This is a genomic window from Chloracidobacterium sp., assembly GCA_016720705.1.
Taxonomy (GTDB): domain Bacteria; phylum Acidobacteriota; class Blastocatellia; order Pyrinomonadales; family Pyrinomonadaceae; genus OLB17.
In genome coordinates this window covers 182238-207512 of sequence record JADKKB010000007.1, presented here as the reverse complement: position 1 = coordinate 207512, position 25275 = coordinate 182238, and the positions used below count along the sequence as shown (strand labels likewise).

At 50.3% G+C, this 25275-nt stretch carries 21 protein-coding genes; 7 read left to right on the top strand and 14 right to left on the bottom strand.

Annotated elements, in window-relative coordinates; genetic code table 11:
• Positions 1–7: 7 nt before the first annotated feature.
• A complete protein-coding gene (locus IPQ00_08120) occupies positions 8–2431 on the top strand; it encodes an HDIG domain-containing protein (GenBank protein MBL0240525.1) in 2424 nt (807 codons plus the stop codon).
• Between the two features lie 48 nt (positions 2432–2479).
• On the opposite strand, the gene IPQ00_08115 is transcribed toward IPQ00_08120, so the two are convergent.
• The 5 genes from IPQ00_08115 to IPQ00_08095 all read right to left on the bottom strand — a co-directional run bounded on the left by IPQ00_08115 (position 2480) and on the right by IPQ00_08095 (position 7418).
• Positions 2480–2971 carry an HIT domain-containing protein gene (locus IPQ00_08115; protein MBL0240524.1) on the bottom strand — a complete coding sequence of 164 codons (492 nt, stop codon included), beginning with the start codon at positions 2969–2971 and terminating at the stop codon, positions 2480–2482.
• A 16-nt stretch (positions 2972–2987) separates the two neighbouring features.
• Positions 2988–3266, bottom strand: a complete 279-nt coding sequence (locus tag IPQ00_08110) for an integration host factor subunit beta (protein ID MBL0240523.1) — start codon at positions 3264–3266, stop codon at positions 2988–2990.
• A 42-nt stretch (positions 3267–3308) separates the two neighbouring features.
• On the bottom strand, positions 3309–5528 hold the full coding sequence (locus tag IPQ00_08105; GenBank protein MBL0240522.1) for a 30S ribosomal protein S1: 2220 nt from the start codon (positions 5526–5528) through the stop codon (positions 3309–3311).
• Between the two features lie 354 nt (positions 5529–5882).
• Entirely contained in the window at positions 5883–7037 is a 1155-nt protein-coding gene (locus tag IPQ00_08100; protein MBL0240521.1) for a type IV pilus twitching motility protein PilT, read from the bottom strand.
• 138 nt (positions 7038–7175) lie between these two features.
• Complete coding sequence (locus tag IPQ00_08095; GenBank protein ID MBL0240520.1) at positions 7176–7418, bottom strand: hypothetical protein; 243 nt, start codon at positions 7416–7418, stop codon at positions 7176–7178.
• Between the two features lie 145 nt (positions 7419–7563).
• On the opposite strand from IPQ00_08095, the gene IPQ00_08090 reads away from it, so the two are divergent.
• Entirely contained in the window at positions 7564–9696 is a 2133-nt protein-coding gene (locus IPQ00_08090; GenBank protein ID MBL0240519.1) for a S9 family peptidase, read from the top strand.
• A 335-nt stretch (positions 9697–10031) separates the two neighbouring features.
• Complete coding sequence (locus IPQ00_08085; protein MBL0240518.1) at positions 10032–12257, top strand: EAL domain-containing protein; 2226 nt, start codon at positions 10032–10034, stop codon at positions 12255–12257.
• A gap of 14 nt (positions 12258–12271) precedes the next feature.
• Here IPQ00_08085 and gatA read toward each other — a convergent pair whose 3' ends face one another.
• From gatA to IPQ00_08065, 4 genes are read right to left on the bottom strand one after another with little or no spacing between them, the layout of a single operon-like run.
• Positions 12272–13666, bottom strand: a complete 1395-nt coding sequence (gene gatA, locus IPQ00_08080; protein MBL0240517.1) for an Asp-tRNA(Asn)/Glu-tRNA(Gln) amidotransferase subunit GatA — start codon at positions 13664–13666, stop codon at positions 12272–12274.
• A gap of 5 nt (positions 13667–13671) precedes the next feature.
• Complete coding sequence (locus tag IPQ00_08075; protein ID MBL0240516.1) at positions 13672–14088, bottom strand: DUF3828 domain-containing protein; 417 nt, start codon at positions 14086–14088, stop codon at positions 13672–13674.
• A 36-nt stretch (positions 14089–14124) separates the two neighbouring features.
• Entirely contained in the window at positions 14125–14406 is a 282-nt protein-coding gene (gene gatC, locus IPQ00_08070; protein MBL0240515.1) for an Asp-tRNA(Asn)/Glu-tRNA(Gln) amidotransferase subunit GatC, read from the bottom strand.
• A 10-nt stretch (positions 14407–14416) separates the two neighbouring features.
• Positions 14417–14881 (bottom strand): DUF721 domain-containing protein, encoded by a 465-nt coding sequence (locus tag IPQ00_08065; protein ID MBL0240514.1) that lies wholly within the window; start codon positions 14879–14881, stop codon positions 14417–14419.
• 69 nt (positions 14882–14950) lie between these two features.
• Here IPQ00_08065 and maf point away from each other — a divergent pair, with 69 nt between their 5' ends.
• A complete protein-coding gene (gene maf, locus IPQ00_08060) occupies positions 14951–15523 on the top strand; it encodes a septum formation protein Maf (protein ID MBL0240513.1) in 573 nt (190 codons plus the stop codon).
• A 13-nt stretch (positions 15524–15536) separates the two neighbouring features.
• Here maf and IPQ00_08055 read toward each other — a convergent pair whose 3' ends face one another.
• The 5 genes from IPQ00_08055 to IPQ00_08035 form a co-directional block, all read right to left on the bottom strand.
• Positions 15537–16043 carry a TlpA family protein disulfide reductase gene (locus tag IPQ00_08055; GenBank protein MBL0240512.1) on the bottom strand — a complete coding sequence of 169 codons (507 nt, stop codon included), beginning with the start codon at positions 16041–16043 and terminating at the stop codon, positions 15537–15539.
• 60 nt (positions 16044–16103) lie between these two features.
• The gene (locus tag IPQ00_08050; GenBank protein ID MBL0240511.1) at positions 16104–16958 is read right to left on the bottom strand and encodes a pantoate--beta-alanine ligase; all 855 of its coding nucleotides are present in this window, start codon (positions 16956–16958) and stop codon (positions 16104–16106) included.
• Positions 16959–16965: 7 nt separating this feature from the next.
• Complete coding sequence (panB, locus tag IPQ00_08045) at positions 16966–17826, bottom strand: 3-methyl-2-oxobutanoate hydroxymethyltransferase (GenBank protein ID MBL0240510.1); 861 nt, start codon at positions 17824–17826, stop codon at positions 16966–16968.
• A gap of 38 nt (positions 17827–17864) precedes the next feature.
• Positions 17865–18410: a 2-amino-4-hydroxy-6-hydroxymethyldihydropteridine diphosphokinase gene (gene folK / locus IPQ00_08040; protein MBL0240509.1), complete on the bottom strand. Its 546-nt coding sequence runs from the start codon at positions 18408–18410 to the stop codon at positions 17865–17867.
• A 191-nt stretch (positions 18411–18601) separates the two neighbouring features.
• A complete protein-coding gene (locus IPQ00_08035; GenBank protein MBL0240508.1) occupies positions 18602–20908 on the bottom strand; it encodes a tetratricopeptide repeat protein in 2307 nt (768 codons plus the stop codon).
• 231 nt (positions 20909–21139) lie between these two features.
• On the opposite strand from IPQ00_08035, the gene IPQ00_08030 reads away from it, so the two are divergent.
• The 3 genes from IPQ00_08030 to IPQ00_08020 are packed head-to-tail and all read left to right on the top strand — an operon-like array spanning position 21140 to position 25042.
• Positions 21140–22435, top strand: a complete 1296-nt coding sequence (locus IPQ00_08030; protein MBL0240507.1) for a putative DNA binding domain-containing protein — start codon at positions 21140–21142, stop codon at positions 22433–22435.
• Positions 22436–22443: 8 nt separating this feature from the next.
• Positions 22444–23772, top strand: coding sequence for a hypothetical protein (locus IPQ00_08025; GenBank protein MBL0240506.1), 1329 nt, complete (start codon positions 22444–22446; stop codon positions 23770–23772).
• Between the two features lie 7 nt (positions 23773–23779).
• The gene (locus tag IPQ00_08020) at positions 23780–25042 is read left to right on the top strand and encodes an MFS transporter (GenBank protein MBL0240505.1); all 1263 of its coding nucleotides are present in this window, start codon (positions 23780–23782) and stop codon (positions 25040–25042) included.
• The last annotated feature ends 233 nt before the right edge of the window (positions 25043–25275 follow it).

Below are 25275 nucleotides of genomic sequence, written 5' to 3'. Positions count from 1 at the left end.
AACGATAATGAGTAAGCGGATCCAGGATATGAAAACGCCGTTCGCACGGCGCCGTGAAAAGGTCGTCGCACTTTTAGCGAAGCCGTTCGGCCGACTTTCTGCGGATCAGCAGTTCTGGGCCGGCTTTGTAGGTCTATGTCTATTTACAACGCTTTTGATTCACAACCCGCTTTGGCGAGCGTCAAGTGAGCAGGCTTACAAAGAAGGCGAGATCGCACGCGAGAGTATCATCGCACCGGCCGATGTTTTCTTCGCCGACGTAGAAGAGTCCGAAAGGTTACGGATCGAAGCCAGGAATGCCGTTAAACCGATCTTTCGGTACGAGTCAAATAAATCAGATCAGGCAGTACAAAGGTTCTTGTCCTCGTGGGAGAAGTTGCAAAGGCACGGAGACGAACCGGTAAAGACTAAACCCTCAAACTCTGATGCTAAATCAGAAACACATTGGTCAGGTGCGGGAGGCCCGGAGGTCGGGAAAACTCTAGCTGCGAGAACGTATAGCCGAAACGAGATCGAAGCTGTTCAAAGTGCGCTGAAAGAATCCTCCGAGGGATATATTTTCGATGACTCCGACAGACAGTATTTTCAAAGCGAGGTCTTTGTTTTTGATCGGGCCAAGCCAAATCAGCAGTCGACCGTAAAAATGCCGGAAAGTAATTGGACCCCACTGTCCGCCGCCCGCGAAAAGCTCAAGACAAGGCTAACGTCGATCAAAAGTTTGGCACCTAAAGAGGTCGACGCCTTTTATATAGCGGCGGAGATCCTGGTAGAGCCAAGCGTGGCATATGACAGCGTCGCTACTGAAACCGCTCGAAACAGCGCGGCCGACAGCGTCGAGCCGAAGACAATTTCATTAAAGCGTGGTCAAAAGATCGTTGACGAGGGCGACATAATTACCCAGCCGATGCTGTCTAAGATCGCCGCGATCCGGAATTACGCAACTTCTACACGACAGCTAAATCGATTTGTTGGAGTTCTGATCTTGATATCCGGACTATTTTGGGTCGCGTGGAAGTTTATTCAGAACCGGGGAATCGTGCCGCGTCTTGCCCTTTCACCGCGAAAGACTTTTGCATTACTTGGATTTGTGGTTCTTGTTCAAACTGCATTGATGGCAGTTTTCTTTCGCCTCGTCGATTTTACGGCCATACAGAACATCAAGGCTCCGCTAAATGACCCGATGATATGGGCGTTCGCGGTGCCGTTTGCAACCGGCAGTCTTTTGATGACACTTTTGGCCGATCGGCCAACGGCACTCTTCACCGGACTTATGACTGCCATGATCGCGGGATTCCTTGCCCCGCGAGGGCTGGAATTTGCAGTTTACGCAGCACTTGCATCCTCGGTGGCAGTATATGGGATCGGACGATATCGAAGCCGCCAAACCGTTACGATAGCGGGAGCGCTCGTCGGTGCTGTAAGCGTCGGGCTTGCGTTGGCACTGATCGCGTTTAGCCAACAGCCTATCGTATTGAATACCATCCTCTTAGCCGCCGCCTGTGCCCTGGCCAGCGGTATAATGACGGCAGCAGTCACTGCCGTTTTATTACCGATATGCGAAACGTCGTTCGGCATTTTGACCGATGTAAAGTTACTGGAATTATCGAATGCGGACCTGCCGGTGCTCGGCCAGTTAGCGATGCGTGCTCCGGGGACTAATCAGCATTCGCACGCCGTCGGACAGCTTTCCGAAGAAGCCTGCCGTGTGGTGGGCGGAAATGGACTACTGGCACGCATCGGTGCCCTCTACCATGATATCGGAAAGACCGCGGCTCCTGAACATTTTGTCGAAAATCAACTCGCTAAGAACCCGCACGACCGGTTGAAGCCAACACAGAGTGCCAAGATCATAATCAGTCACGTCACCTATGGAATGAAGCTCGGCAAGGAAATGGGGCTTCCTCAGCGGATCATCGACTTCATTCCGCAACATCACGGAACACGTACCCTGCATTACTTTCTGAAAAAGGCACAAGCGGAGGCGCACGACGATGCTGATATATCCGAAAACGACTTTAGATATCCCGGCCCAAAACCGCAGTTCAAAGAGGCGGCAATAATGATGATCGCAGATTCGTGCGAGGCCGGAGCACGGAGTTTGGCTGAGCCGACACCGGAAAATATCAGATTTATCGTGACCAAGATCATTGATGCCATCCTGCAGGACGATCAACTCGACGAATGCGATCTGACATTGAGGGAACTGACACAGATACGAGAATCAATGATAAGGTCACTTGTGGCGATCTATCATTCGCGGGTTGATTATCCCGGTTATGTGCCGCCAAATTCGGGCCAGTTCAAATTTCCACAGGCTGAGATCGATAGTGAGGAGCGGGGATTCAAATACGCGAATCCGGCAGATATTCCGGTTAGCCTCGGCGGCGAGATCGAAGATGAAGCGATCGACAGGACTGTTGAACCTGCTTAGAACAGTCCTACCAAAGTGCTCTGATCGGTACTGATGTAGTCGATTCGTTTACTCGCCAAATTTATTCCGTAACTTTTCAAAGGTGGAGGTAAGTGCCTCGGGTATAGTGCGCGTCTGTCCGATTGCGGTCATAAAGTTGACGTCCCCGACCCAACGCGGGAGAACGTGCATATGATAGTGTTCGGCAACGCCGGCACCGGCGGCTTTACCGAGATTCATACCGAGATTTACTCCATCAGGCCGATAGACAGATTTTATGGCGGTGACGGATCGATTTACGAGATCCATCATTTCATTTGTTGAACATCTTTCCGCGATGTCCGGACCGTCAAGGTGAGCGTAGGGAACGACCATCAAATGGCCTGACGTATACGGGTATATATTGAGGATGACAAAATTAAACTCGGCCCGATGAAGAATAAAATTATCGTCATCACTGGCCGAGTTGTGAAGAATACCGCAAAAGGCACAGCCCTCTAAAATTGGGACCGTGCCTTTTGTTATATAATCATATCGCCACGGACTCCAGAGTACATCCACGACTTAACTCCCTAAACTATGCTTTGTTGATAAGTTCTTTAAGGTCCTTGCCCGGTTTGAAGTATGCGACACGTTTTGCCGGAATCTCTACCGCCGCTCCGGTCTTAGGATTTCGGCCTTTTCGTGAATTACGCTGTCTAACCCGAAAACTACCAAACCCGCGAAGCTCGATCTTTTCGCCCCGATTCAGGCTTCCAGTTATGCTGTCGAAGATGATCTCGACTAACTGTTCGGCATCCTTTTTGGTCATATCCGCCTCGCGAGCGACGCGTTCTACCAGATCAGCTTTTGTCATTTTCTATAGCTCTCCAGAGTGTTATTGCCAAATACCCTTGAACTAGGCCTTCTGCGAGTCTGAATCTTCGACTTCGGCAGGTGGTGCGTCAACTTCGGCGACCGTTTCTTCGACCGCCGTATCAACCGCCGCTTCCGAATCCACCGCTGCCGATACGTCCGACGGAGTCTCAACTGATGTTTCCTCGGCAGTTGACTCTTCCTCGGTCGATTCTATCGCAACCGACGTTTCCTCAGCAGTTTCATCTGCGGCAGATACTTCAGCAACTGCTTCTTCGACGGCGGGTTCATCTTCCGCAGAGGCGGCGGCAAGTTCTTCTGCAACCTGAGCTTCTGCTTCGCGTGCCGCAAACTCTTCGGCCTTCGCCTTTTTGGCGGCTACCTTGGCAGCCTTTTTCTCTTCAGGCGTTTCTTCAACCTTAGCCTCAGTAGATGCGTCAGCCTCGCCGCCGAATCTCAAATTGGCAAGTTCGCCGAGCGATGCCATTCCACCCTTTGCTTCGGTCGAGTACATTCTGGAATCAACGACCGGTTCATCTTCCTTGCCGACCGCACGTGCCGAAAGTCCGATCTTCTGGTCTGCCTGCTCGATTCGGAGGATCTTGAAATCCATTTCCTGACCGAGTTGAGCTACGTCTTCCGCACGCTCGACACGGTCGTCAGAGAGTTCAGAAATGTGGCAGAGTCCTTCGAGGCCTTCGCCAAGTTCAACAAAGATTCCGAAATTCGTGAAGCGTGAAACCTTGCCGCGGACCGTATCACCGGGGCGGTGAGTTGCGACAAAGCCTTCCCACGCACTGGGCGTAAGATCCTTCATCGAAAGTGAGAGCCGCTGGCCCTGCTTGTCAATGCTGGTAACGATCGCGTCAACTTCCTGGTCCTTCTTCAGTACGTCTTTCGGGTGTTTGATCTTCTTGGCCCACGTAATGTCCGAAACGTGAACGAGTCCGTCAATACCTTCCTCGAGTTCGACAAATGCTCCGAAATCAGTGATGTTGCGTACGCGTCCGTGGATCTTAGTGCCGATCGGATAGCGAATGTCCACGGTTGCCCAAGGATTCTCTTGGAACTGTTTCATTCCAAGGCTGATGCGACGCTCGACCGTGTCAACACCCAAAACCTGAACCTCAACCTCATCGTTACGATTAAACATCCGCTTCGGACTTTGAGCCCGACGCGACCAGGATATTTCGGAAACGTGCACTAGGCCTTCGACGCCGGCTTCTAGTTCTACAAAAACACCATAGTCGGTGACCGACGAAACTTTACCCGTAACCTTTGTGTTAACAGGGTATACCTCGATAACCGTTGACCACGGATCGGGCAGGAGTTGCTTGTAACCAAGCGAGATCTTTTCTTTCTCACGGTCAAGCTTCAATACCTTGACCTGAATGTGGTCGCCGACCTTGAACAGGTCACCGGGGTGATGCAAACGTCCCCACGACATATCTGTTACGTGAAGTAGGCCGTCGATGCCGCCGATGTCGACAAACGCACCATATTCGGTAAGGTTCTTGATCGTGCCTTCGATCACATACCCGATATCGATACGGGCTAGAGTCTCTCCTTTCTGCACTCCAACGACTTCGTCGGTGAGTACCTTACGCGAAAGAACGACGTTATTTCGGCGTCGGCTAAACTTGATGATCTTTGCTTCGATCTCCTGACCCTTGTACTGGTCAAGACTGTGGATCGGACGCGAGTCGATCTGCGATCCGGGGAGGAACGCTTCGATGCCGCCGAGGTCCACCCTCAGGCCGCCTTTGGTTTTGTCGAGGACAATTCCGGTTACAGTAGCTTCTTCGTTAAAAGCCCTTTCAACAACGTCCCACGCCTTGCGTGCGAGAGCATCGTGCCGTGATAATTGCGGCGGACCGTCGCCCGAATGCATGCTTCGAAGCACGACCTCGACCGAATCTCCAACGCTGACGGTCAAATTGCCGTCTTCGCCGGTGAAATCTTCGACCGGAGCGATACCCTCTGACTTATAGCCAAAATCGATCAGAATCCCTCGATCAGAAATACCAACGACCTTACCTTCAACCAGTTCGCCCGGATGGAAGATCGTCTGTTCCTGTTCGAATTGCTCTAGGATCGCACCGAAATCGATGTCCCCCGCATTCTGAACGTCATCCGTCGCCGGAGCGGCGGGTTCGGCTGAGGCGGTAATATCCGCCGGTGTTGTTGAAGCTGCTGTTTGATCCACAACTGAAGTCTCTGCAGCGGTCGTTTCTTCAGTTCCTGTTGTAACCTCGTTTGTCATTTACGCGTTTCTTACTTCCTTATTGTTTGGATACCGTACCTGCTCGTGCAGTCCGGCAATTTTTTTCTCAGATCACCAAATTGGTGTGACGGGGCAAATGCTTGCCGGTCGCACCCTAAACCCAATTATCTACCAATCGTCCCATCGTTCGCATTCTACATTTTGGAATGCATCGGAGGGCAATGACGATAGTAGTAAATTCAGCTCCTTCCGTGTGACTTGGTAAAACTAAAATATATAATTCAAGTCGTCAAATTGTCAAGGGTAATTCGCCGAAAATCGTTGCAAAATCGATATTTAGACGTGCGGTCACGTTGCATTTGGCCTTCTTAAAATGCTTGACAACCGTGATGTCTAGTTTCTGACGATGAGATCACTTACGTTGCCGACCCCGCTGGTTCTCTCCATTTCTTCCTTTGCGATTCCAGAGGTCGTGTTGATGCCGGCAAGCCGCAGCCTGAATTCGTCCGGATTGGTAGTTCCTCGAAGGGCTTCGTCCAGCGTGATAAGGCCGGACTGGTATAGGTAAAATAGCGACTGGTCAAACGTCTGCATCCCGTACTGTGATGTGCCCGCCGCGATCGCATCGCGAATGCTTTGGGTTTTGTCGTCGTGAAGAATATAGTCTCGGATCAACGGCGTGGACATAAGGACCTCGACGGCAGGAATACGACTATTGCCTTTGGCGGACTTCATCAGCCGCTGCGAGACTACTGCCTTTAGGAGTCCCGCGAGTTGGATCCTTATGGACTTTTGCTGATACGGCGGGAAAGCCGTAATTATTCGGGATAGCGTTTCGGACGCATCGAGTGTGTGCAGCGTAGAAAGTACGAGATGACCCGTTTCCGCCGCTACGAGTGCGGTTTCGATAGTCTCGAGATCACGCATTTCACCGACCAAGATCACGTCAGGGTCCTGACGCAGACTACCACGGAGTGCCTCGGCGAAATTTCGCGTGTCTACGTCAACCTCGCGTTGGGTCACGAAAGACTCTTTATTCTTGTGTAAAAATTCGATCGGATCTTCGATCGTAACGATATGGCAGTTCCGCTTTTGATTGATATAGTCAACGATCGCGGCCAGTGTTGTTGATTTTCCTGAACCGGTAGTACCTGTCACAAGCACCAACCCTCTGGTCTCGTCGGCGATCTTATTCAGGATCGGCGGCATCCCTAGTTCGGCAAATCCACGTATCGAATCGGATATGACCCGGGCAACGATGCCGATCGAATTTCGCTGTTGAAAGATATTTACGCGAAATCGGCCAAGCCCCGATACACCGTAACCGATGTCGACTTCGTAAGCCTCTTTGAAATGTTGCTTTTGACGATTCGACATCATCGAGAACGCCATTTCAAGCGTTTCATCTTGTGTTAGCCGACTGACACCGGTCAACGGTTTTAGTTCGCCGGTGACCCGTATCACCGGAAACGAACCCGCACGCAAATGGAGATCAGAGGCGCCGAAGCTCATAGCCATTCGCAGTAGATCATCTATTCGGGTTGACATAATTAATGAACCTAGAAAATCAGGCGAATGCGGAATAGAAAATGTACAGAAAGCACTATACGCGCCAAGACGGTTCAGAATAGATTTTAACTCTTGCGAATCAGCGAGGTCAACGTATTTTTTTATCGAGGTGAACTATCACCTTACGGCTGCAAAAAGAACGATCTTAGCGATGTCGTCGGCAGCATATAGCTCGGATGTATGTGGACACCGGTATTTGTTCGAACGCATAAATGCGATCGAGGTCGGGAATTTGTCTTCGGCGATGTGATCCATTAAGTGCGTTCCATCGAGCGAATCGTCTTCCAGTTGTAGAGAAACGTGTACCGAATGATTTTGTGAACAGTGGTCACATCGGACGTAAACATCGTATTTGGTCATACCCGCAGTCTACCGAATTACCGGCGACACTGCTATCTTGCACGTTTGCGGAGCGAATTCAATGGCATTTTGTCTAACCGGAAACAAAACGTATGATTATCCGTAGTAAGAATTAAGATTCTACAACAATTTTAGGAGCAAGCAGATGATCAAAGGTTTGATGAGTATAGTCGTCGTTTTTATCATTATCGTTATCGGTAACACCGTGATCGTTGCCCAGTCAAATATGAAGACACCGGTAGCAAAAAAAGTCCCAAAGGTTTTGAAGATCCACGGTTACGAGATCACCGATAATTATGCGTGGCTCCGAGATCGCAACGACAAAAAGGACCCTGCGATAATTGAGCACCTCAATGCCGAAAATACATACACCGAGGCATATATGGGACCGCACAAGGGTCTTACCGACACTCTTTACAAGGAAATGCTCGGCCGTATCAAACAAAACGATCTGAGCGTGCCGTACAAACTTGGCAATTTTTGGTACTTCAACAGGGTCGAGGAGGGAAAGCAATATCCAACCTACCTTCGCAGCAAGACTCGCGATGGTGCGAACCCTGAAACCCTTATCGACCAAAACAAAATGGCGGAGGGCCTCAAATACTTTGCGATCTCGAACTTCGAACCGAGTGACGATGGCAATTTACTTGCATTCGCGACCGATACGACGGGATATCGTCAATACACGCTACAGATCAAGGATCTCCGAACGGGCCAAATGCTTCCGGACAAGATAGAACGTGTTACCAGCATCGAGTGGTCGCCGGATGGCAAATATCTCCTTGTTGGACAGGAAGATGCGGTCTCAAAGCGGTCCGACAAGGTTTGGCGTCATTCCGTCGGAACGAACAATAATGAGCTGATCTTTGAAGAAAAGGACGTGTACTTTAACGTCGGGGTGAGTCGGTCGCGTGATAGGCAAATGTACTTCATTGCCTCTTTTGCCAAAACGTCGACTGAATATCGATACCTTTCTGCCAATGCGGTCGCAGACGGCAAGTTTAGTGTTTTGTCACCTCGCCGTGAGGGCCACGAATATAGTGCGGATTTTAATAACGGTGAATTTTATATTCGCACAAATAAGAACGCCGAAAACTTCAAAGTAGTTCACACACCTCTGTTAGAGCCGGGCGAAAAGAATTGGAAAGACTTTATTCCGCACGATCCGGCAGTAAAGATCGAAGGCATAAGTTTCTTTAAGGACTATTCGGTCGTTTCAGAACTCGAAAATGGACTCGAATATCTCCGCGTAATGGATATGCGAAGCAAGCGGGCGTCCTTTCGGATACCGACGGATGAAAGCGTCTACACGATGGATCTCGGGTTTAATCCGGAATATAACACGTCAGTCGTACGTTATGGTTATTCGTCAATGATAACGCCGCAATCAACCTTTGAATTCGATTTGAATACAAGACAATCAGTATTGATAAAACAGCAAGAGATCCCTAGCGGTTATGACAAATCACAATACGAAACTGTACGCGTGTGGGCAGTAGCACGCGACGGCGTCAAGGTTCCTGTGTCGATCGTTTGGAAAAAGGGAACGAAACTCGACGGTAAGGCCCCGATGCTGCTATACGCGTATGGGTCTTATGGAGCGTCGATGACACCGAACTTTTCAACCGCAAGGTTAAGTCTGGTCGATCGAGGAATGGTTTACGCGATCGCTCACATTCGAGGTGGATCAGAACTCGGCGAAAAATGGCGGCAAGATGGTCGTATGTTTAAGAAAATAAATACGTTCAACGATTTCGTCGATTCCGCCAAGTGGCTTATCAGCGAAAAATACACATCGGCCGACCGACTCGTGATACAGGGCGGTTCGGCGGGCGGATTGTTGATGGGTGCGGTAATGAACCAATCGCCGAAGACATTCAAGGCAGCGATCGTTCAGGTGCCGTTTGTCGACGTGATGAATACGATGATCGATGAAACACTACCCTTGACCACCGAGGAATGGGTCGAATGGGGAAATCCTCGCGACGACAAGAAGGCGTGGGACTATATGTATTCTTATTCGCCATACGACAACGTCAAAAAGCAAGCGTATCCGAATATGCTTATCGAAATATCGCTTAACGACAGCCAGGTCCCATATTGGGAAGGTGCAAAATTTGCGGCGAAGGTAAGGGAGATGAAAACCGATAAAAATATCGTATTGCTGAAAACAAATATGGGAGCGGGACACGGCGGATCATCCGGCAGATACGACCGTTTGAAGGAAGTCGCATTCGACTATGCGTATGCTCTTACTCAAGTCGGGATCACGAAGTAAGACAATAACTAATTTGATCGTATTTGCGGTGCCGAGAAATTCGGCACCGCTTTTTTTGCATTTTGACGATTCTGCCAGTCAATGTGACCGATGCGGTGGGGGGAATTGACCTAATGCTGGAAACCGGGATTGGGAAAACAAGGCATTTCGACCGGTATCGGCTACGGCACGAGTATTGCACCACGGGCAACGCCGGAGCGAGCAAAGTTTCAGCGAAAAAAATCATTGTCAAACGTCGATGCTTTGAGTTAATATTGGTTAGGCAAACATTAAACAATGTTTTCTGTGTGCCTTATCCTACCGGTCAGACCTTCTACAGCAACTCGGTCCATCTAATGGAAAAACGATCCTCAACCTTTATCATTTTGACGGTGCTAATCGGGGCAATGGCTCTCGTATGTGTCGGCGTGGCAGGTTCTAAGCTGAATCCGTCACGTATAGATATTGCACTTATTACGCTTGTCGGAGTATCGATTGCGGTCGGTACATTCCTCAAGGCTCATATTGAGCGCTATGACCTTCAGATCGTGATCGGAAATGCCACGGTCCTGGCCGTCTTGTATCTCTACGGCGGTGAGATCGGCGTTATTGCGGCCACAATTCATTTCTCGGCGGTTGCGATGATTTCCACCGGTCGTTCTAACTCCGTCGCGATTACTGGCCGCGTGGTTTCGGCGTCGATAGGCATCGCCGCATCGACGGCGGCAGCACAGGCTGTCGGTTCTATGTTTGGATCTGTCGACCTGGTTGCACAGCGGTCGGATATGACAAGTTTCGTTTGGTTTGTATCGGTTGCGACCGTCGCGATGTACGTGACGTCTGCACTCCTCAATTTTGCGGTCGTTCAATTTGGCCATACGTCCGATTCGCGATGGAGCTTTGAAAAGTACCTACTCGATTCGCTATTGATCTTTGGTTTGGTCGGTATCGCCGGCGGTTTGTTGATCTCGGGTATTCTGCAGACCAATACCTACGCGGTTTCAGGTGTTATAGCATTCTTCGCGTTTGCGATCTATATGTATCGACGATATATGTCGAATATTGATTCGACCGCCGAACGTTTTCGGTCAAATGAACGGGCACGAGCCGAATCAGCCGAAGGTAAGGTCGAATCACTCGAAAGATACGTTGGTGAACTTGAGACGATGACCCAGTACTTACAGGAAAGTCACGAGAATTTTCGCCACGCTGCTTATCACGACGAACTTACGGGTTTACCAAACAGAAACTACTTTATCGATCGTCTGAAATTGACGCTTCAGGAGAGCAAAGACAATACAGAGGCTAACTTTGCCATCCTTCTGCTTGATCTTAATCGGTTTAAGACCATCAATGACAGTCTCGGTCATTCAATGGGCGATCGTTTGATACGGAGCGTCGCAAAACGTCTGGAGCAGATTATCCGCGAACAAGATATGGTGGCGCGTTTCAGCGGGGACAAATTCGGCATAATTTTGAGCGATCTAACGCTTCGCGATGAGGCGATGGCATTTGCGGATAGGTTGAATAAACGCGTAGCTGAGCCTTATACGCTGGAAGGCCGTCAGGTTTTCACCAATGTTAAGATCGGTATCGCCTTTGGGAATTCGCGGTACGCCGAGGCGGAAGACATCCTTAGGGACGCCGATATCGCGATGTACTACGCCAAGGACAATAACGAAAATCACGTGATATTCGACCAGAAGATGCATATCCGGGCAGTTACCCGAATGCAACTCGAAACGGACCTTAGATACGCTATTGAACGCAAAGAGTTTGAACTCCATTACCAACCGATCATTGGACTTGAAAATGCGGATCTTGTCGGCTTCGAGGCCTTGGTCAGATGGAATCACCCGACACGCGGACTCGTGCCGCCTAATGAATTTATTCCGATCAGCGAACATACCGGGTTGATCGTGCCGATGACGATCCAGATTCTCCAATCGGCGTGTAACCAGGTCGCACGTTGGCAAGCTCAAAATCCCGCCGGACCGCCTCTAAGTGTTGCAGTCAATCTTTCCGGCAAGCATTTTGCTCACCCCAATTTAGTCGATCAGATCAGTGCTGTCTTAGCCGAAACGCGGATCTCGCCGGCGTCGCTAAAGCTCGAGCTTACCGAAAGTGCTGTCATGGAAAATGCTGAAACGGCGATACTGATGTTAAAGCAGATCAAAAAGACCGGTGTTCAGATCAGTATTGATGATTTTGGGACCGGTTACTCGAGTCTTAGCTACCTACACAGATTTCCTATCGACCTTCTCAAGGTTGACCGTTCATTTGTAAGTGCAATGGAAGATAATTCCGAAAACGGTGAGATCGTCCGAACCGTTATCGCATTGGCGAAAGCTCTAAACTTAAAGGTCGTTGCCGAGGGCATCGAGAGCATACATCAATTCCATCAACTGCGAATACTCGGGTGCGAATTTGGTCAAGGTTATTTGTTTTCAAAGCCGCTTCCGGTTGCTGAGATTGAAAAGCTTTTGCAAGAACGGTCGCGTTGGACCAATATTTTACCTTCACACTCAACGCCGCTATTTCAGACTACGCCACAAGACATTAACCAACTACGCATCGCCTAAGCTCCTTGGGGGAATCAATCGACGAAAATATTCGGATCCGAACCGAGCGGAAATGCCGTCTCATAGGCCGAGGCCAGATTCAATAGCACATCTTCGGACCAAAAATTTCCGACCAGCTGCAATCCGATCGGCAGGCCCGCTTGCGACAGACCGCACGGAACACTTATCGCCGGCACACCGGCGAGGTTTGCGGAAACCGTATATATATCGCTCAGATACATCGCCAAAGGATCGTCGGATCGTTCACCGATCTTAAACGCGGTCGATGGTGAAGTTGGCGTCAGAATTGCGTCACAGGTGGTAAAAGCGTTTTCGTAATCCTGTTTGACCAGGTTGCGAACCTTTTGGGCTTTTGAATAATAGGCATCATAATATCCGCTCGAAAGTACGTACGTCCCGAGCATAATACGCCGCTTGACCTCCGGGCCGAATCCGGCTTCGCGAGTCTTGAAATACATTTCCCGCAAGCCTGGGGCATTGTCGGCACGAAATCCATAACGGGCACCATCGTATCGGGCCAAGTTAGATGACGCTTCGGCCGTCGCAATAATATAGTAAACAGCGATTCCGTATCGTGCGTGTGGCAATTCGACTTCGACCACTTTAGCTCCAAGTGAACGAAAGTTCTCGATTGCGGAATCTACCGACGTTCGAACTTCGTCATCCAACCCATCACCAAAAAGTGCCCGCGGAATTCCGATGGTTTTGCCCGCAACATCTGCACCGAGTGCAAATCTATAGTCTGGTACCTCGACATCGGCAGATGTGGCGTCAAGTGGGTCACGGCCGGCTATCGCCCCTAGTACATCCGCAATATCCGCGGAAGTTTGACCAAAGATGCCAATGTTGTCCAGCGAAGATGCAAAGGCAACTAGACCGTAGCGTGATATACGACCGTAAGTAGGTTTTAGGCCGACAATACCGCAAAGGGCGGCCGGTTGACGAACAGAACCACCAGTCTCAGAACCAAGTGAGGCACGCACGACACCGGAGGCGACCGCTACCGCCGAACCGCCCGAACTTCCGCCCGGCACCCGCTCGATGTCCCACGGGTTACGTACGGCGCCAAAGGCCGAAGACTCATTTGACGAGCCCATTGCAAACTCGTCCATATTGGTCTTCCCGATGATTACCGCCCCGGCTTTGTTAAGTCTCTCGATGACCGTAGCATCATACTGAGCCTTATAATTTTCCAATATGTGCGAACCACACGACGTCCGTATCCCCTTGGTGCATATATTGTCCTTGACTGCTACGGCAAGCCCGGCGAGAGGTGTCGCCCCGCGGTCGTCGATCGCGATGGCCTGTCGGAGTGAATGCTCGTGTTCGATTGACAGAAACGAGTTGAGTTGCGGATTTAGTTTTTCCGCGTTAGCCAAGACACTCTCAATTTTCGAAACTACTGACATAAGATTTATTTAGATACGTTTTCGACAAGCCATTTGTCCCCGGCGCGGGTCAATTCCACGTTGATCTGCTTTTGCACATTTTGATCGTCGGTATGCCAAAACAACAAGACCTGCACAATTGCTTTTCCGGCGTCAGCCGACCTGCATTCGCCGACGCGAAACGCTTTCGGATAATTATCGGTGAGCGTAAAGACGTCGGTTTTACTTTCGACCGAATTGGTCAACCGTTGGTAGTATTCCGGAGTCAAGAAATCCTTTCGCATCGTTAGATTTTCAGGCGAAGGGGTTAAATCATTACCGAAGTGGAACGAATAGAATCGTTTTACGCTCTCCCTTGCAACTGTGCAATCTGACGTTTCAAGGGTCGGGATACTGCAGCCCGCATTTATAAGACAGATCACGGCCAAAATTGACACGATCATTGTCCTACTTATAGAAAATATACGGTCTGCGATCATCTACAACACCTTTGGCACTTGAAAATGGCCCGAGACGGCGGACGGGGCTTCGGCAAGAGCGGCCTCCTGACCAAGCGATCCGGTAGGAATGTCCGCTCGGATGGTTTCCGTTGTTGCCCCCTCAAGCGTCAGTCCGCCCAACATCGGCTCGACCGAATCTGTATCAAGCTCGTTGAGCTGCTCAATGTACTTAACGATATCTGACATTTGCGGCGTGTAGATCGCCACTTCTTCGTCAGATATCTCTAGATGTGCTAGTTTTGCAATCTTTCGTACGTCCATAATTTATTTATCAAGATCCTGAACTCTCTTTTCGTTGCCGGGCCAGATACACGGCCGCAGTTTTTAGAAACGACTCTCTCAGACCTGGGTCGCCGATCGCTTCGGCGGCCGATCGCAGCCGTGGGTCGATCTCGGCGGCAGAATCAATTTCGTCAGATGCCGCAGTTCGCTCGCGAACAGCCGCTACCGCTGAAGCATCGATAACAAATTCTATGAAGCGAACACTTCCGTCGCCGAGAGCCGAGTTAAGCCTGCCGACCATCTGCGGTGAAAGGTCTTCGAGATGCCGCTGCCACGTTTTATCTTCGACCCCGATAACGAGTCGATGTCCCGCGAACCCAATGGGTGCGGTGCGCTCCCTGATCAGTTCACCGCATATGCGACGCCACGCTGCAAGGACGATGACTCCCCGAACGGACGGATCAACATCGATCTGTTCCAAAACTGCGGGCAATGCGCCAAATAACTGCTCCATTTGCGAATATCCGTCAATAAACTATCATTTTAGACGAGATTGAACACAAATGCGAAAACTAGACGTATCATGATCGAATTACCCGAATTGATCCTCGCCTCAGGAAGCCCGAGGCGAACTGAAATACTAACATCTGTTGGCTGGAAATTTATTAAGCACCCAGCGGATATTGATGAGACGGAGCTTGCGGGCGAACTGCCGCAAGACTATGTTCGCCGCCTGGCGATCGAAAAAGCTGAGGTCGTGGCCGCCGAATATCCTGGGTCGATCGTACTTGGGGCGGATACCACAGTTGTCATTCACGGTCAGATCATCGGAAAGCCCGTCGATATGGCAGATGCCCGGCGAATGCTGTCGATGTTAGCCGGTAATTGGCACGAGGTGCTTACCGGGGTGGCAATTTGTGAAAGCGGTGAAACTCGTTCGGCGGTGGACTCGACAAGGGTAAAGTTTGCACCAATGACGGATAGTGAAGTCGAGTTTTTGGCAACCATGGGCGAACCGATGGACAAGGCCGGAGCATATGCTGTTCAGGCTCAGGCAGCGTTATTTATCGAGGCGATCGACGGCGATTATTGGAACGTCGTCGGTCTGCCGGTCAAAACCGTATATGATCTGGTAATGAAAAAGCCCGGCAACTGACCGGGCTTTAAGGTTAGAGCAATCTATCGATCGCCCTCGAGATCGGACCTGTCAAATCGTATTTAGGGTCAATGCCGCCGAAGGGTTCGGTCGTCGAGTCGCCGTTTTTGTTTAAGATCACAAATGACGGGACTTGTTCGATCTTAAAACTTTTAGTCGTGAGCAGTCCGTCCGAGTCACGAAGTACGTTCATCGTCAGTTTACGATCGGCGGCAAATTTAGCAACAGTCTCGTTACTGGCAAAATTTTTTGACCGAGGATTTGTCGAATCTGTGACAACGAAATAGAAAACTACATTCTTGCCCGCGTACCGCTTCGCTAATGAATTGGTATATTCCGCCTGTTTATCCGAAAGCGGTAGCCAACTTGCCCCGATCGCCAAAACCACGATCTTGCCGCCTTGCGATTCGACATCGACGCGGGTGCCATCTAGTTTCGTGAGTACCGTCTGACCGAGCGTGCTTAACGCGAAAGCCATCGTAATTGCCGTAATTGTGATGAAACCTCTTAGTGTATTCATACTTTTATAAGAACCAAATAATGCGTTCTCACAGTTGTTGGATGCAAGTTTGATACCAAACTACTGCTTTCGATTAAGAAGAACGTTGTCGAGCAATCGCACTCGGCCAATTTCGACGGCAACCGCGATCAGTGTCTCGCTATCCCCAATCTTTTCAACTGGTTGCAGGGAATCACGGTCAACGATGGCGACATAGTCTAACCGGGCAAGCGATTCGGTTGCGATTCTCCTACTTACAATTTGAGCTAGTGATGACGCATTTCGTTCGCCCTTTTTGAATGCGACTTTTGCTTCGCGGAGTGCCTCGATAATGATAACTGCCCTTTGCCGTTCTTCCGGGAGCAGGAGTTCATTGCGGGACGACATCGCAAGACCTGACGATTCCCGCACGGTCGGGATTACGATGATCTCGGTCTCAAATCCAAGGTCTCGCGAAAGCCGTTTTATCACTGCGACTTGTTGAGCGTCCTTTTGGCCAAAAAACGCCATATCAGGCCGAACGGTGTTGAATAGGATCGTCACAACAGTTGAAACTCCGCGAAAATGGCCAGGCCGCGAAGTTCCTTCAAGGGAGTCCGTCAATCCCTCGACGGTTACGTAAGTCGAAAATCCGGCTGGATAGATCTCGTGAAGTTCCGGAGCAAATATGTAATCAACTTCAAATTCGGCGAGCAATGCTGCGTCGGCCGTAAGGTCGCGCGGATACCGTTCTAGATCACCCGGATCGGTAAATTGGGTCGGGTTTACAAATATCGAAACGATCACCACATCTGCGGCGGCCCGTGCTTCGCGTACAAGTGTGAGATGTCCTTCGTGCAGTGCCCCCATCGTGGGCACAAACGCCACTGTCTTAGACTCACGTCTGAGCATTCGGGCGATCGAGAACATTCGTTGACGACGATTGATGATCTCCATTCGGATCCTATTTACCTTTCAGTTCGGACAGTGTTTCTTCGGTCAGCCCATACGATTCCGCATCGGCGGGATACGCACCGGATTTTACGTCCTTCGTCCAGTTCTGTATTGCCTCGGTCATTACGTTGCGTACATTTGCATATTGACGCACAAATCTCGGTTGCCTGCCGAAAGTCATTCCGACGAGATCGTGAAGAACGAGCACCTGGATATCGCAATCGAGTCCGGCACCGATCCCGATCGTCGAGATCTTGAGTTCATTCGTCATCATTTTGGCCACCTCACGAGGAACGAGTTCCAGAACGATCGCAAATGCTCCAGCCTCTTCGAGCATTTTGGCATCCTCGATCAATCTCTTGGCCTGTTCTGCCGTACGGCCCTGCACTCGGTATCCGCCCATTTTATAAACTGATTGTGGGGTCAAGCCAATGTGAGCAACGACCGGTATCTCCTCGTTGACTAGTCGCTGGACGAGTTCGACGCGGTTTCGCCCGCCCTCGAGTTTAACGGCCTCGGCCCCGCCATATTTCATTAGACGTAGAGCATTCTTTACACTTTCGTCTTCGTTAACGTGGTAGGTCCCAAACGGCATATCGGCGATCACCATCGCGCGTTCAGTTCCGCGTTTCACCGCGATACAGGCCGAAGTGATCTCATCAAGCGAGACCGGAATAGTGTTGCCATAACCGTGTATCACGTTTCCCATACTGTCGCCGACCAGGATCATATCGACGCCTGCCTCATCGACGATCCGGGCAGTCGGATAATCATACGCGGTGAGGCAAACTAATTTTTCGCCATTTTCTTTGGCGGCTCTGATAGCGGGTAAGTAAACTTTTCCTTCTTTGTCCGGTTGAAGATATGCCATAAAGTTGGTACAAGTCTAGCTTTTCGTTGAGGTTAAGTCTAATGTTTCGCGGCAAGTTCGCGGGCGATTGCGTGGTTCGGATTCCAGCGCGTAACTGCACTATTGTCGTCGACCGTCGAAAGCAATGCCGCGATATCACGTTTTGAGACCGGGTGTACAAAACTAGGTGATATTTCGGCAAGCGGACAGAGTACAAATTTTCGCAAATGCAGGCGCGGATGCGGAACAGTTAGAAACGGGGTGTCCACCTGCAAATTACCGTATGTAAGAATGTCGAGGTCTATTGTTCTAGACGACTTAACGGATTTGTCTTTGCGATCGAGCAGATACTCGATCCGCAGGAGTCTGGCCATCATTTGGGTGGGGCTGATCCCGGAGACGCGCACCTCGGCGACCATATTCAAAAACTGTTGGTCAGTATCAAGATCGATAGGTTCTGTCTCGAAGATGGACGAGAGTCTCTGAACGACAAAGCTCGCCTCGATTAGACAACGTACGGCCATCAGAAGGTTTCCGGCCCGGTCGCCAAGATTAGATCCTAGACCCAAATAAGCGATAGTCGTTGTTTTATCCAAATAGCTCATCGAAAACAATAGATAGACGAATCTTAGTTCGAAGTCAACAAGGCAGCGGATCTGTTAGCCAAAGCTTAACCGACACCGCCTTTGTCCGGTAAAAGCTACCTTGCAAAAGGCGGTTTATGCCCAATCGTTTGGTGCGATTTTGGCTATTAATTGATGATCTCCCGCAAAGCTACTAAGCCGCAAGTAACAGTTTACTCGACATAATAGATCTTGGTCTGACAGCTAAAGGTGCTTATATCTTTTTCGAGCATCTTTTTAGTGTTTTCGAGCCTTTTCTCGCGGTCTTCGATAAAGTCGATCTGTTCGGAAAAGCCTTTGAGGCTGCCCTTAAGGAACAGCAATTGGATAGGGTTAATTGCTACGAGTGCCTTGTCAGTGAGAGTGATCAAATAGGGGATGTGATTGCACAGCGGGCTCTTGCCGGTTGCGGGAGACGCATCTTTACTCTTTTTGAGGTTCAGATATGTATCCACCCTCGTTGACAGTTCTTTTTCGATGGGTGTGTAGGCTGCGAGAGCGGGATTATAGATCGCACTCATCGTCGGAGCCGTTGCACGAGCAGCATTAATGATCGGGACGAGATCGTTATAATGCTTTTTCGGCGCGGGATCATTTGGGGACATATAGATCGCTGACTGGTAATCCGCGAGAGCTTCGTCGTATTTTCCCCATTCTACATAGATATCGCCGCGCCGCAGATAATCGCCAGAACTTCTATCAGTGAAACTGATGATCTTGGTCATATCTGCCACGCCCAGTGCGTAATCTTTAAGCTTTACATACAGCCTCGAACGGTCATAGTAACCGGCCGGAAGATTCGGCTCCAATCTGATGGTCTGAGAATAGTCAGCTATCGCTTCATTATTTTTATTTAGGTATTCGTAAACCTCGCCGCGTTCTGCATATACCCATGGAAATTTTGGATCTGCCTTTATCGACGTAGAAAAACAAGCAATAGCTGCGTCAGCGTTATTTTCTTTCACATATATACGTCCGAGACGGTAATTAACCTGTGCGTCATTTGGAGTTAGCTTTAGCACCGCAAGGAAATCAGATTTTGCCGGCGCAAATTGAAGGTCCATCATGTAATGCAAACCTCTCTGTTTATACGCGTCGGAATTAGTCGGGTCGAGCTCGATCGCCTTACTATAATCGGCCATCGCGGTCAGAATGCTGTACGCCGGATTTTCGAGAAACGACATCCCGCGTTTGTAATAGTAAGCGGAGGTTTTCGGGCTGAGTTTGATCGCCTGGTTATAATCCGCACGCGCAAGTTCGGTCTTGGTCTGAGCCAAATATATATCGCCGCGAAGTGCGAAAGCTTCTGAGTTCTTTTTATCCTTTGTGATAAGTCCGTTGAGTTCGCTGAGGATCGTGTCGTAATCTTTTTTATCTATCGCGGCTTTTGTTCGGCTCTTAAGATCTGTCACAGGCGGAGGCGAGACTGTCGTTGTTCCCGTTTTTTCGGCGACGCATTTCCAGATCATCTGCCGCGTCAGTATGTCTCCGCCGAGGCCCTCGATAGTGTTCTCGGCGTCGCTAGCTTTGACCGCGAGATCTGATGTTTTTTCGAAGGCTCCCGATTGGACCATGTCAGCCATTGCGTTAGCTTCGGCGGACGCGAGATCATAAAGAGCATCGTAATCCGCGAGCGCTTTGCATATCGAATTGTCGGCGGCGGCACGAAAATATGCGTTGCGGTTGTTTTTCTTGTTATCGAATTTCAGGGCGTTCTCGTACGCATCCGCCTTATCGCCCGCCTCTTCAAGTAGCGGTGCGAGACGTTCGAATTCTTTCGCGTGGGCCTGAAATTCCGTCTCATCATCGACGATAGGCGGTTGCCGAACGCCGATTTTTGGTTGCTGGACGCCGGTGACGAGTTTGAGATGCGTGTCAGCAAAATTGTAGGCAGGCGACAGTTCCAGTGTTTTACGGTAGTCGGCGGCAGCTTTGGCATTCTCGCCCATAAGCCTGTAAGTCTCAGCTCGTGCGAAATAATCGTCCATCGAACCCGGCCGAGCCTTGATAGCTTTGGTAGAAATTTCGATCGCGAGTTCGAAGTCTTTCTTAGCTGCCTCACTCTTTCCGCGATCTCTCTCGATCATCGCCCGGACATCCAGGGCACGCACTTCGATCGGATCTTTCTTTAGCGAGGCCGCAGCATCGATCAGGGCTTTATCGAGATCCCTTTTGTAATAGTACGCAAGCGCCCGATAACCTCGGATATAGGCGTTGGTGTCGTCGGCTTTGAGGGACTCGTTAAATATTTTGATCGCATCGTCGTATTTACGCTCCTCCATCAACTGCGTAACTTTAAATATGTCCCACGCGGATGATCCTTCTTTGATCGTCCCGAGATAATCGCCAAGGTCGGACAAGTCGAACATATCGGTCGGAGTAGGTTTAGGCGTCGGCGTCGGAGCCTTGGTTTGTGCCGGCGAGTTCACGATAACGATAATAGACAAGAAAAGGGCGAATAATGTTGTCGAGAATTTCATTTTTATATCATCAGGACTGTCCATTAATATTTAATTGATTGACTTGTGTATGTCAACGAGGATCTTATGATGTCGTATTCTGGTTCTCGCCGTTTGAAAGCTCCCGTTATTTACATTTCGGGCGTCCGATGTTTCAATTGAATTGTTAATTAATGCCAGCAGTATTATCAGCAACATTCGGGCGGAGATGAGCGGCTTCGTCGTTACACAAGTCCCCCGCGACAAAACCTGATGCCGAGAAGAAAATTTCGTCACACCCAGCGTTTTGACTCCCCAAGCGACCAGTCGTTTCAAGAGTACTTACTAAATCAACCCGCACAGACGACCACTCGTACAGAACTTCTGCGGTTGATCCGCGGCGGGGAAGACACCTATCTCGAACTCAAGGTCAAGCTCTCGAACAGCGAGAAGATCGCGCAGGGCATCGTCGCACTTGCCAATACTGACGGCGGAACGATCATATTCGGTGTCAACGACCAACTACGGATCGAGGGTGTGTCGAATCCGGAATGGGTGCAGGCAGAATTGACCCGGATCTGCCGCGAAGAGATCGTGCCATCGCTCGTGCCGCTGATCGATACGCTGGCATTTGACAGCGGAAAGCGGATCGTTGCTCTTGACATCGACGGTAAGCGAAAGCCGTACCGCACTCGCGATGGGCGGTTTTATATGCGGTTTGGTGCCGAAAAACGTGAGGTTACACGTGACGAACTGTCGAACTGGCTCGACGAACTGCGTCCGGTAGGGTTCGAGAATATTCCTCTGCAAACCGTGACCGAAGACGATTTTGACGATGGATTGCTGTGGAGTTTTGCCAGCGGATTCGACGATACCGCACCAAACATTAACCTTTATCAAACCAGCGATTTTTTGCGCAAGGACCTTTTGCTTGCGGTCGGCAACGCTGACGAGTTTTTTCCGACCGTGGCGGCCGTTCTGCTGTTTGGCAAGAATGACCGCGTGCCTGAACTCCTGCCGCGCTCGAATGTGACGGTCGCCCGATTCTCCGGCGACAACGCAACGGCACAACTTATCGAGGCGGTTGAACTCAAGGGTAATATGCATTCGCAATATGAAGCGATCATCGAGTTCATCAAACGATATACTGATCTCGCCAAAGAGCGGCCAAAACGCAAACTCGAACTGGTGACCGAATCGGTCGTTAAGGCACGCTCACACTATCACTACTATTCAGTTTCCGAGGCAGTGATAAATGCTCTGATACACCGGGATCTCGCATTGCGTGAGATCAGGACACGGATAAATATTTACGACAATTCGATCGAGTTTATCAATCCACGCCGGACCAATGGCTTCTCGCCGCCGGCATCGCGGGCCATCCGATACGGAATTACCCAGCGACTTAATCCACAGATCGCGGCGATATTTACCCGACGTGAGTACGGCATAAACGCCCCACACGGCGGTCTGCCGATGATCCTGCGACAGTCAACGCGTTTTTCGGGTCGCAAACCCGAGATCTATCTGGCAAACGACGAATTTAAGCTAAAAATACTCGCCGCGTGATACGACCGATGACCGAATCAGATCGGCCGGAGCAACCGGCAGAAAATGTTACGATCACAAATCTAGTGGCGGCACTGATCTCTTTGGCGGCGGCCGTCGTCTATTGCGTTTCAAATCCTAATCCGCAGAACTATTACGATTATACTTTTCGCGTCGCCGGACAATTGTTGATGGGCAGGACAGGTTTTAGCGAACCGCGACCGTCCTGGCTCAACGAATTTGTCCCTTTTGAGGGTTTCTATTATTCCGTTTTTCCGCTCGGTGCGGTGATCTCGATGATGCCCGCAGCTTTGGTCAAAAATATTGGGTTGATCGCCGATTCGCCGGGCCGGATAATAGCCTCGATCCACGCGGCCGTGATCTGTTTTTTGCTGCTAAAGATCGCATCTCATTACGACGTTTCACGTACGCGTCAGATCCTTTTGACGATGGCGATCCTTTTCGGAACGTTTATGTGGACCAATCTGACATTTGCCGGAGCGTGGCAACTCGCTCTGGGATTTGCGATGGTCGGACAACTTGGGGCGATCTACTTCACGGTCTTTGACCGCCGCCCGTTGCTCGCAGGTTTCTTGTTTGCACTCGCATTCGGCAACAGGACGGAAAACCTGCTCACGGCACCCGTGTTTATGTACCTGTTGCTGCGACAGGATGTAAACCGCGGAGTCGCAGAGACGCAGAGAGGGAATCGGGTCAGTAAAGCTAAAGACGTTTTAGATCCTGACGTTTCGTTAACCGATCTTAAACCTCCATCTCGCGGCATTGGCCACCCTTTCGTGAAAACACTTGCGAAGTTTTGCGCGATCCCGTTCGTGTTGGGTGTGGCGACGCTTGTCTATAACTATGTGCGGTTTCATTCGTTTACAGATTTTGGCTACGCACGGATCCCGGGAGTTTTGCGCGAACCTTGGTACGATCACGGGATCTTCTCTACATATTATCTCTCGCGTCAGGCTTGGGAAATGCTTTTCAAGCTGTGGAATGTAAAGAGCACATTTCCATATCTCGTGCCCGACGGATTTAGCAGTTCGATACTTTTCAGCAGTCCGTTTCTACTGCTTGCACTTCGATTCGGGTCGCGTGATCGTTGGCTAAAGTATGCATCGTGGGCGGCGGTGATAATACTCACATTCTTGCTCTGGATCCACGGCAACTCGGGCGGCTGGCAGTTCGGATATCGGTACGCGATGATATTGCTGCCGTGGCTATTCCTGATAATGCTCGAATCTATGCCGAAACGCGTGTCGCCCGGTGAATGGGTGCTCTTCGTTACATCGTTCGTGATGAATATATACGCCACGTGGCTATTTCACTGGACTGATTATCTGAAACCCTAAACACTTAATGCTACTCGACCTTTCACCGCTGCGGGCATCTCGCGATTATCGACTGCTGTTTACCGGCCAGTTGGTGTCGTTTTTTGGCTCGATGATGACGTTTATCGTCGTGCCGTGGCAGATGTATCAATTGACCGGGTCGTCCGCGATGGTCGGGTATATCTACCTCGCAGAATTTGTGCCGATGGTCATACTCGCCTTTGTCGGCGGTGCGATGGCGGATTTTTTCGACAAACGCAAACTGCTCCGCGTCACCGAGATCGGCCAAACCACAGTGACCGCGATCCTTCTGGTAAATGCACTTTTGCCACAACCGCAGGTGTGGGTGCTGTTCGTAGCTGTTGCACTGCACGCGGGCCTCGCGGCTATACAGCGACCGGCATTTGAATCGTTTATTCAGAAAGTAATTCCGGTCGAGATGATGTCTGCCGTGATGGCACTCAACTCGATCCGCTACAGTTTAGGTGCCATTGTCAGTCCGGCACTTGCCGGCATTATCGCGACGCAATTTAGCTCGTCGATCGCCTACGCATTCGACCTACTCACGTTTATCGCGTCGCTTATCGCAGTGTTTATGATCCGAGCGGTGCCGCCGCCGGCGAACGCCGAAAAACCGAGTTTTCAATCGATCAAGCGTGCGTGGAAATATGCGTTCAGTCGCCAGGAACTGGTCGGAACGTATTTCATCGACATTGCGGCAATGTTCTTTGCGATGCCGCAGGCACTTTATCCGGCGCTTGCTGTCATATACGGCGAGAAATATGTCGGATTTTTCCCCGCGGCGATCGCTGGCGGGGCACTCGTCGCAAGCCTCACTTCCGGTTGGACGCGAAATATCAACCGTCACGGCCTGTTGGTGACAATAGCTGCCGTGTTGTGGGGCGTGGCTATTATGTTCTTCGGCCTGGTTGACAGCATCGTGCCGGCATTGTTGTTCCTCGCGGCCGCCGGTTTCTTTGATATGATCTCCGGCATATTTCGCGGATCCATATGGAACCAAACTATTCCCAACTACCTCCGCGGCCGCCTTGCCAGTATCGAAATGATGAGCTATCTCACCGGCCCGATGCTCGGTAGTGCTAAAATGGGTATCGTCGCGGAAAAGTTCGGTGTTAAGTCGGCGATCGTCAGCGGCGGCATACTATGTGTGGTCGCCGTATTGGGTGCGGCGGTGTTCCTGCCGAAATTCGCCACCTACGACGGCCGAGAAGGCGTCAAGCATCGCGAACTCGAAGAAGCCCAACGAGCGGAAATGTCCGACAAACTTTAGTTTGACGACACCGCCGTTGACAGGAGAACGCATTTGGCCTTCAATGACCTCGCTGCAAGATCATCAAACTAAAGTTTGATGGACATATTTTGACGACACCGCGGTTGACAGTAGAATGCATTTGGCCTTCAATGACCTCGCTGCAAGATCATCAAACTAAAGTTTGATGGACATATTTTGACGACACCGCCGTTGACAGTAGAATGCATTTGGCCTTCAATGACCTCGCTACA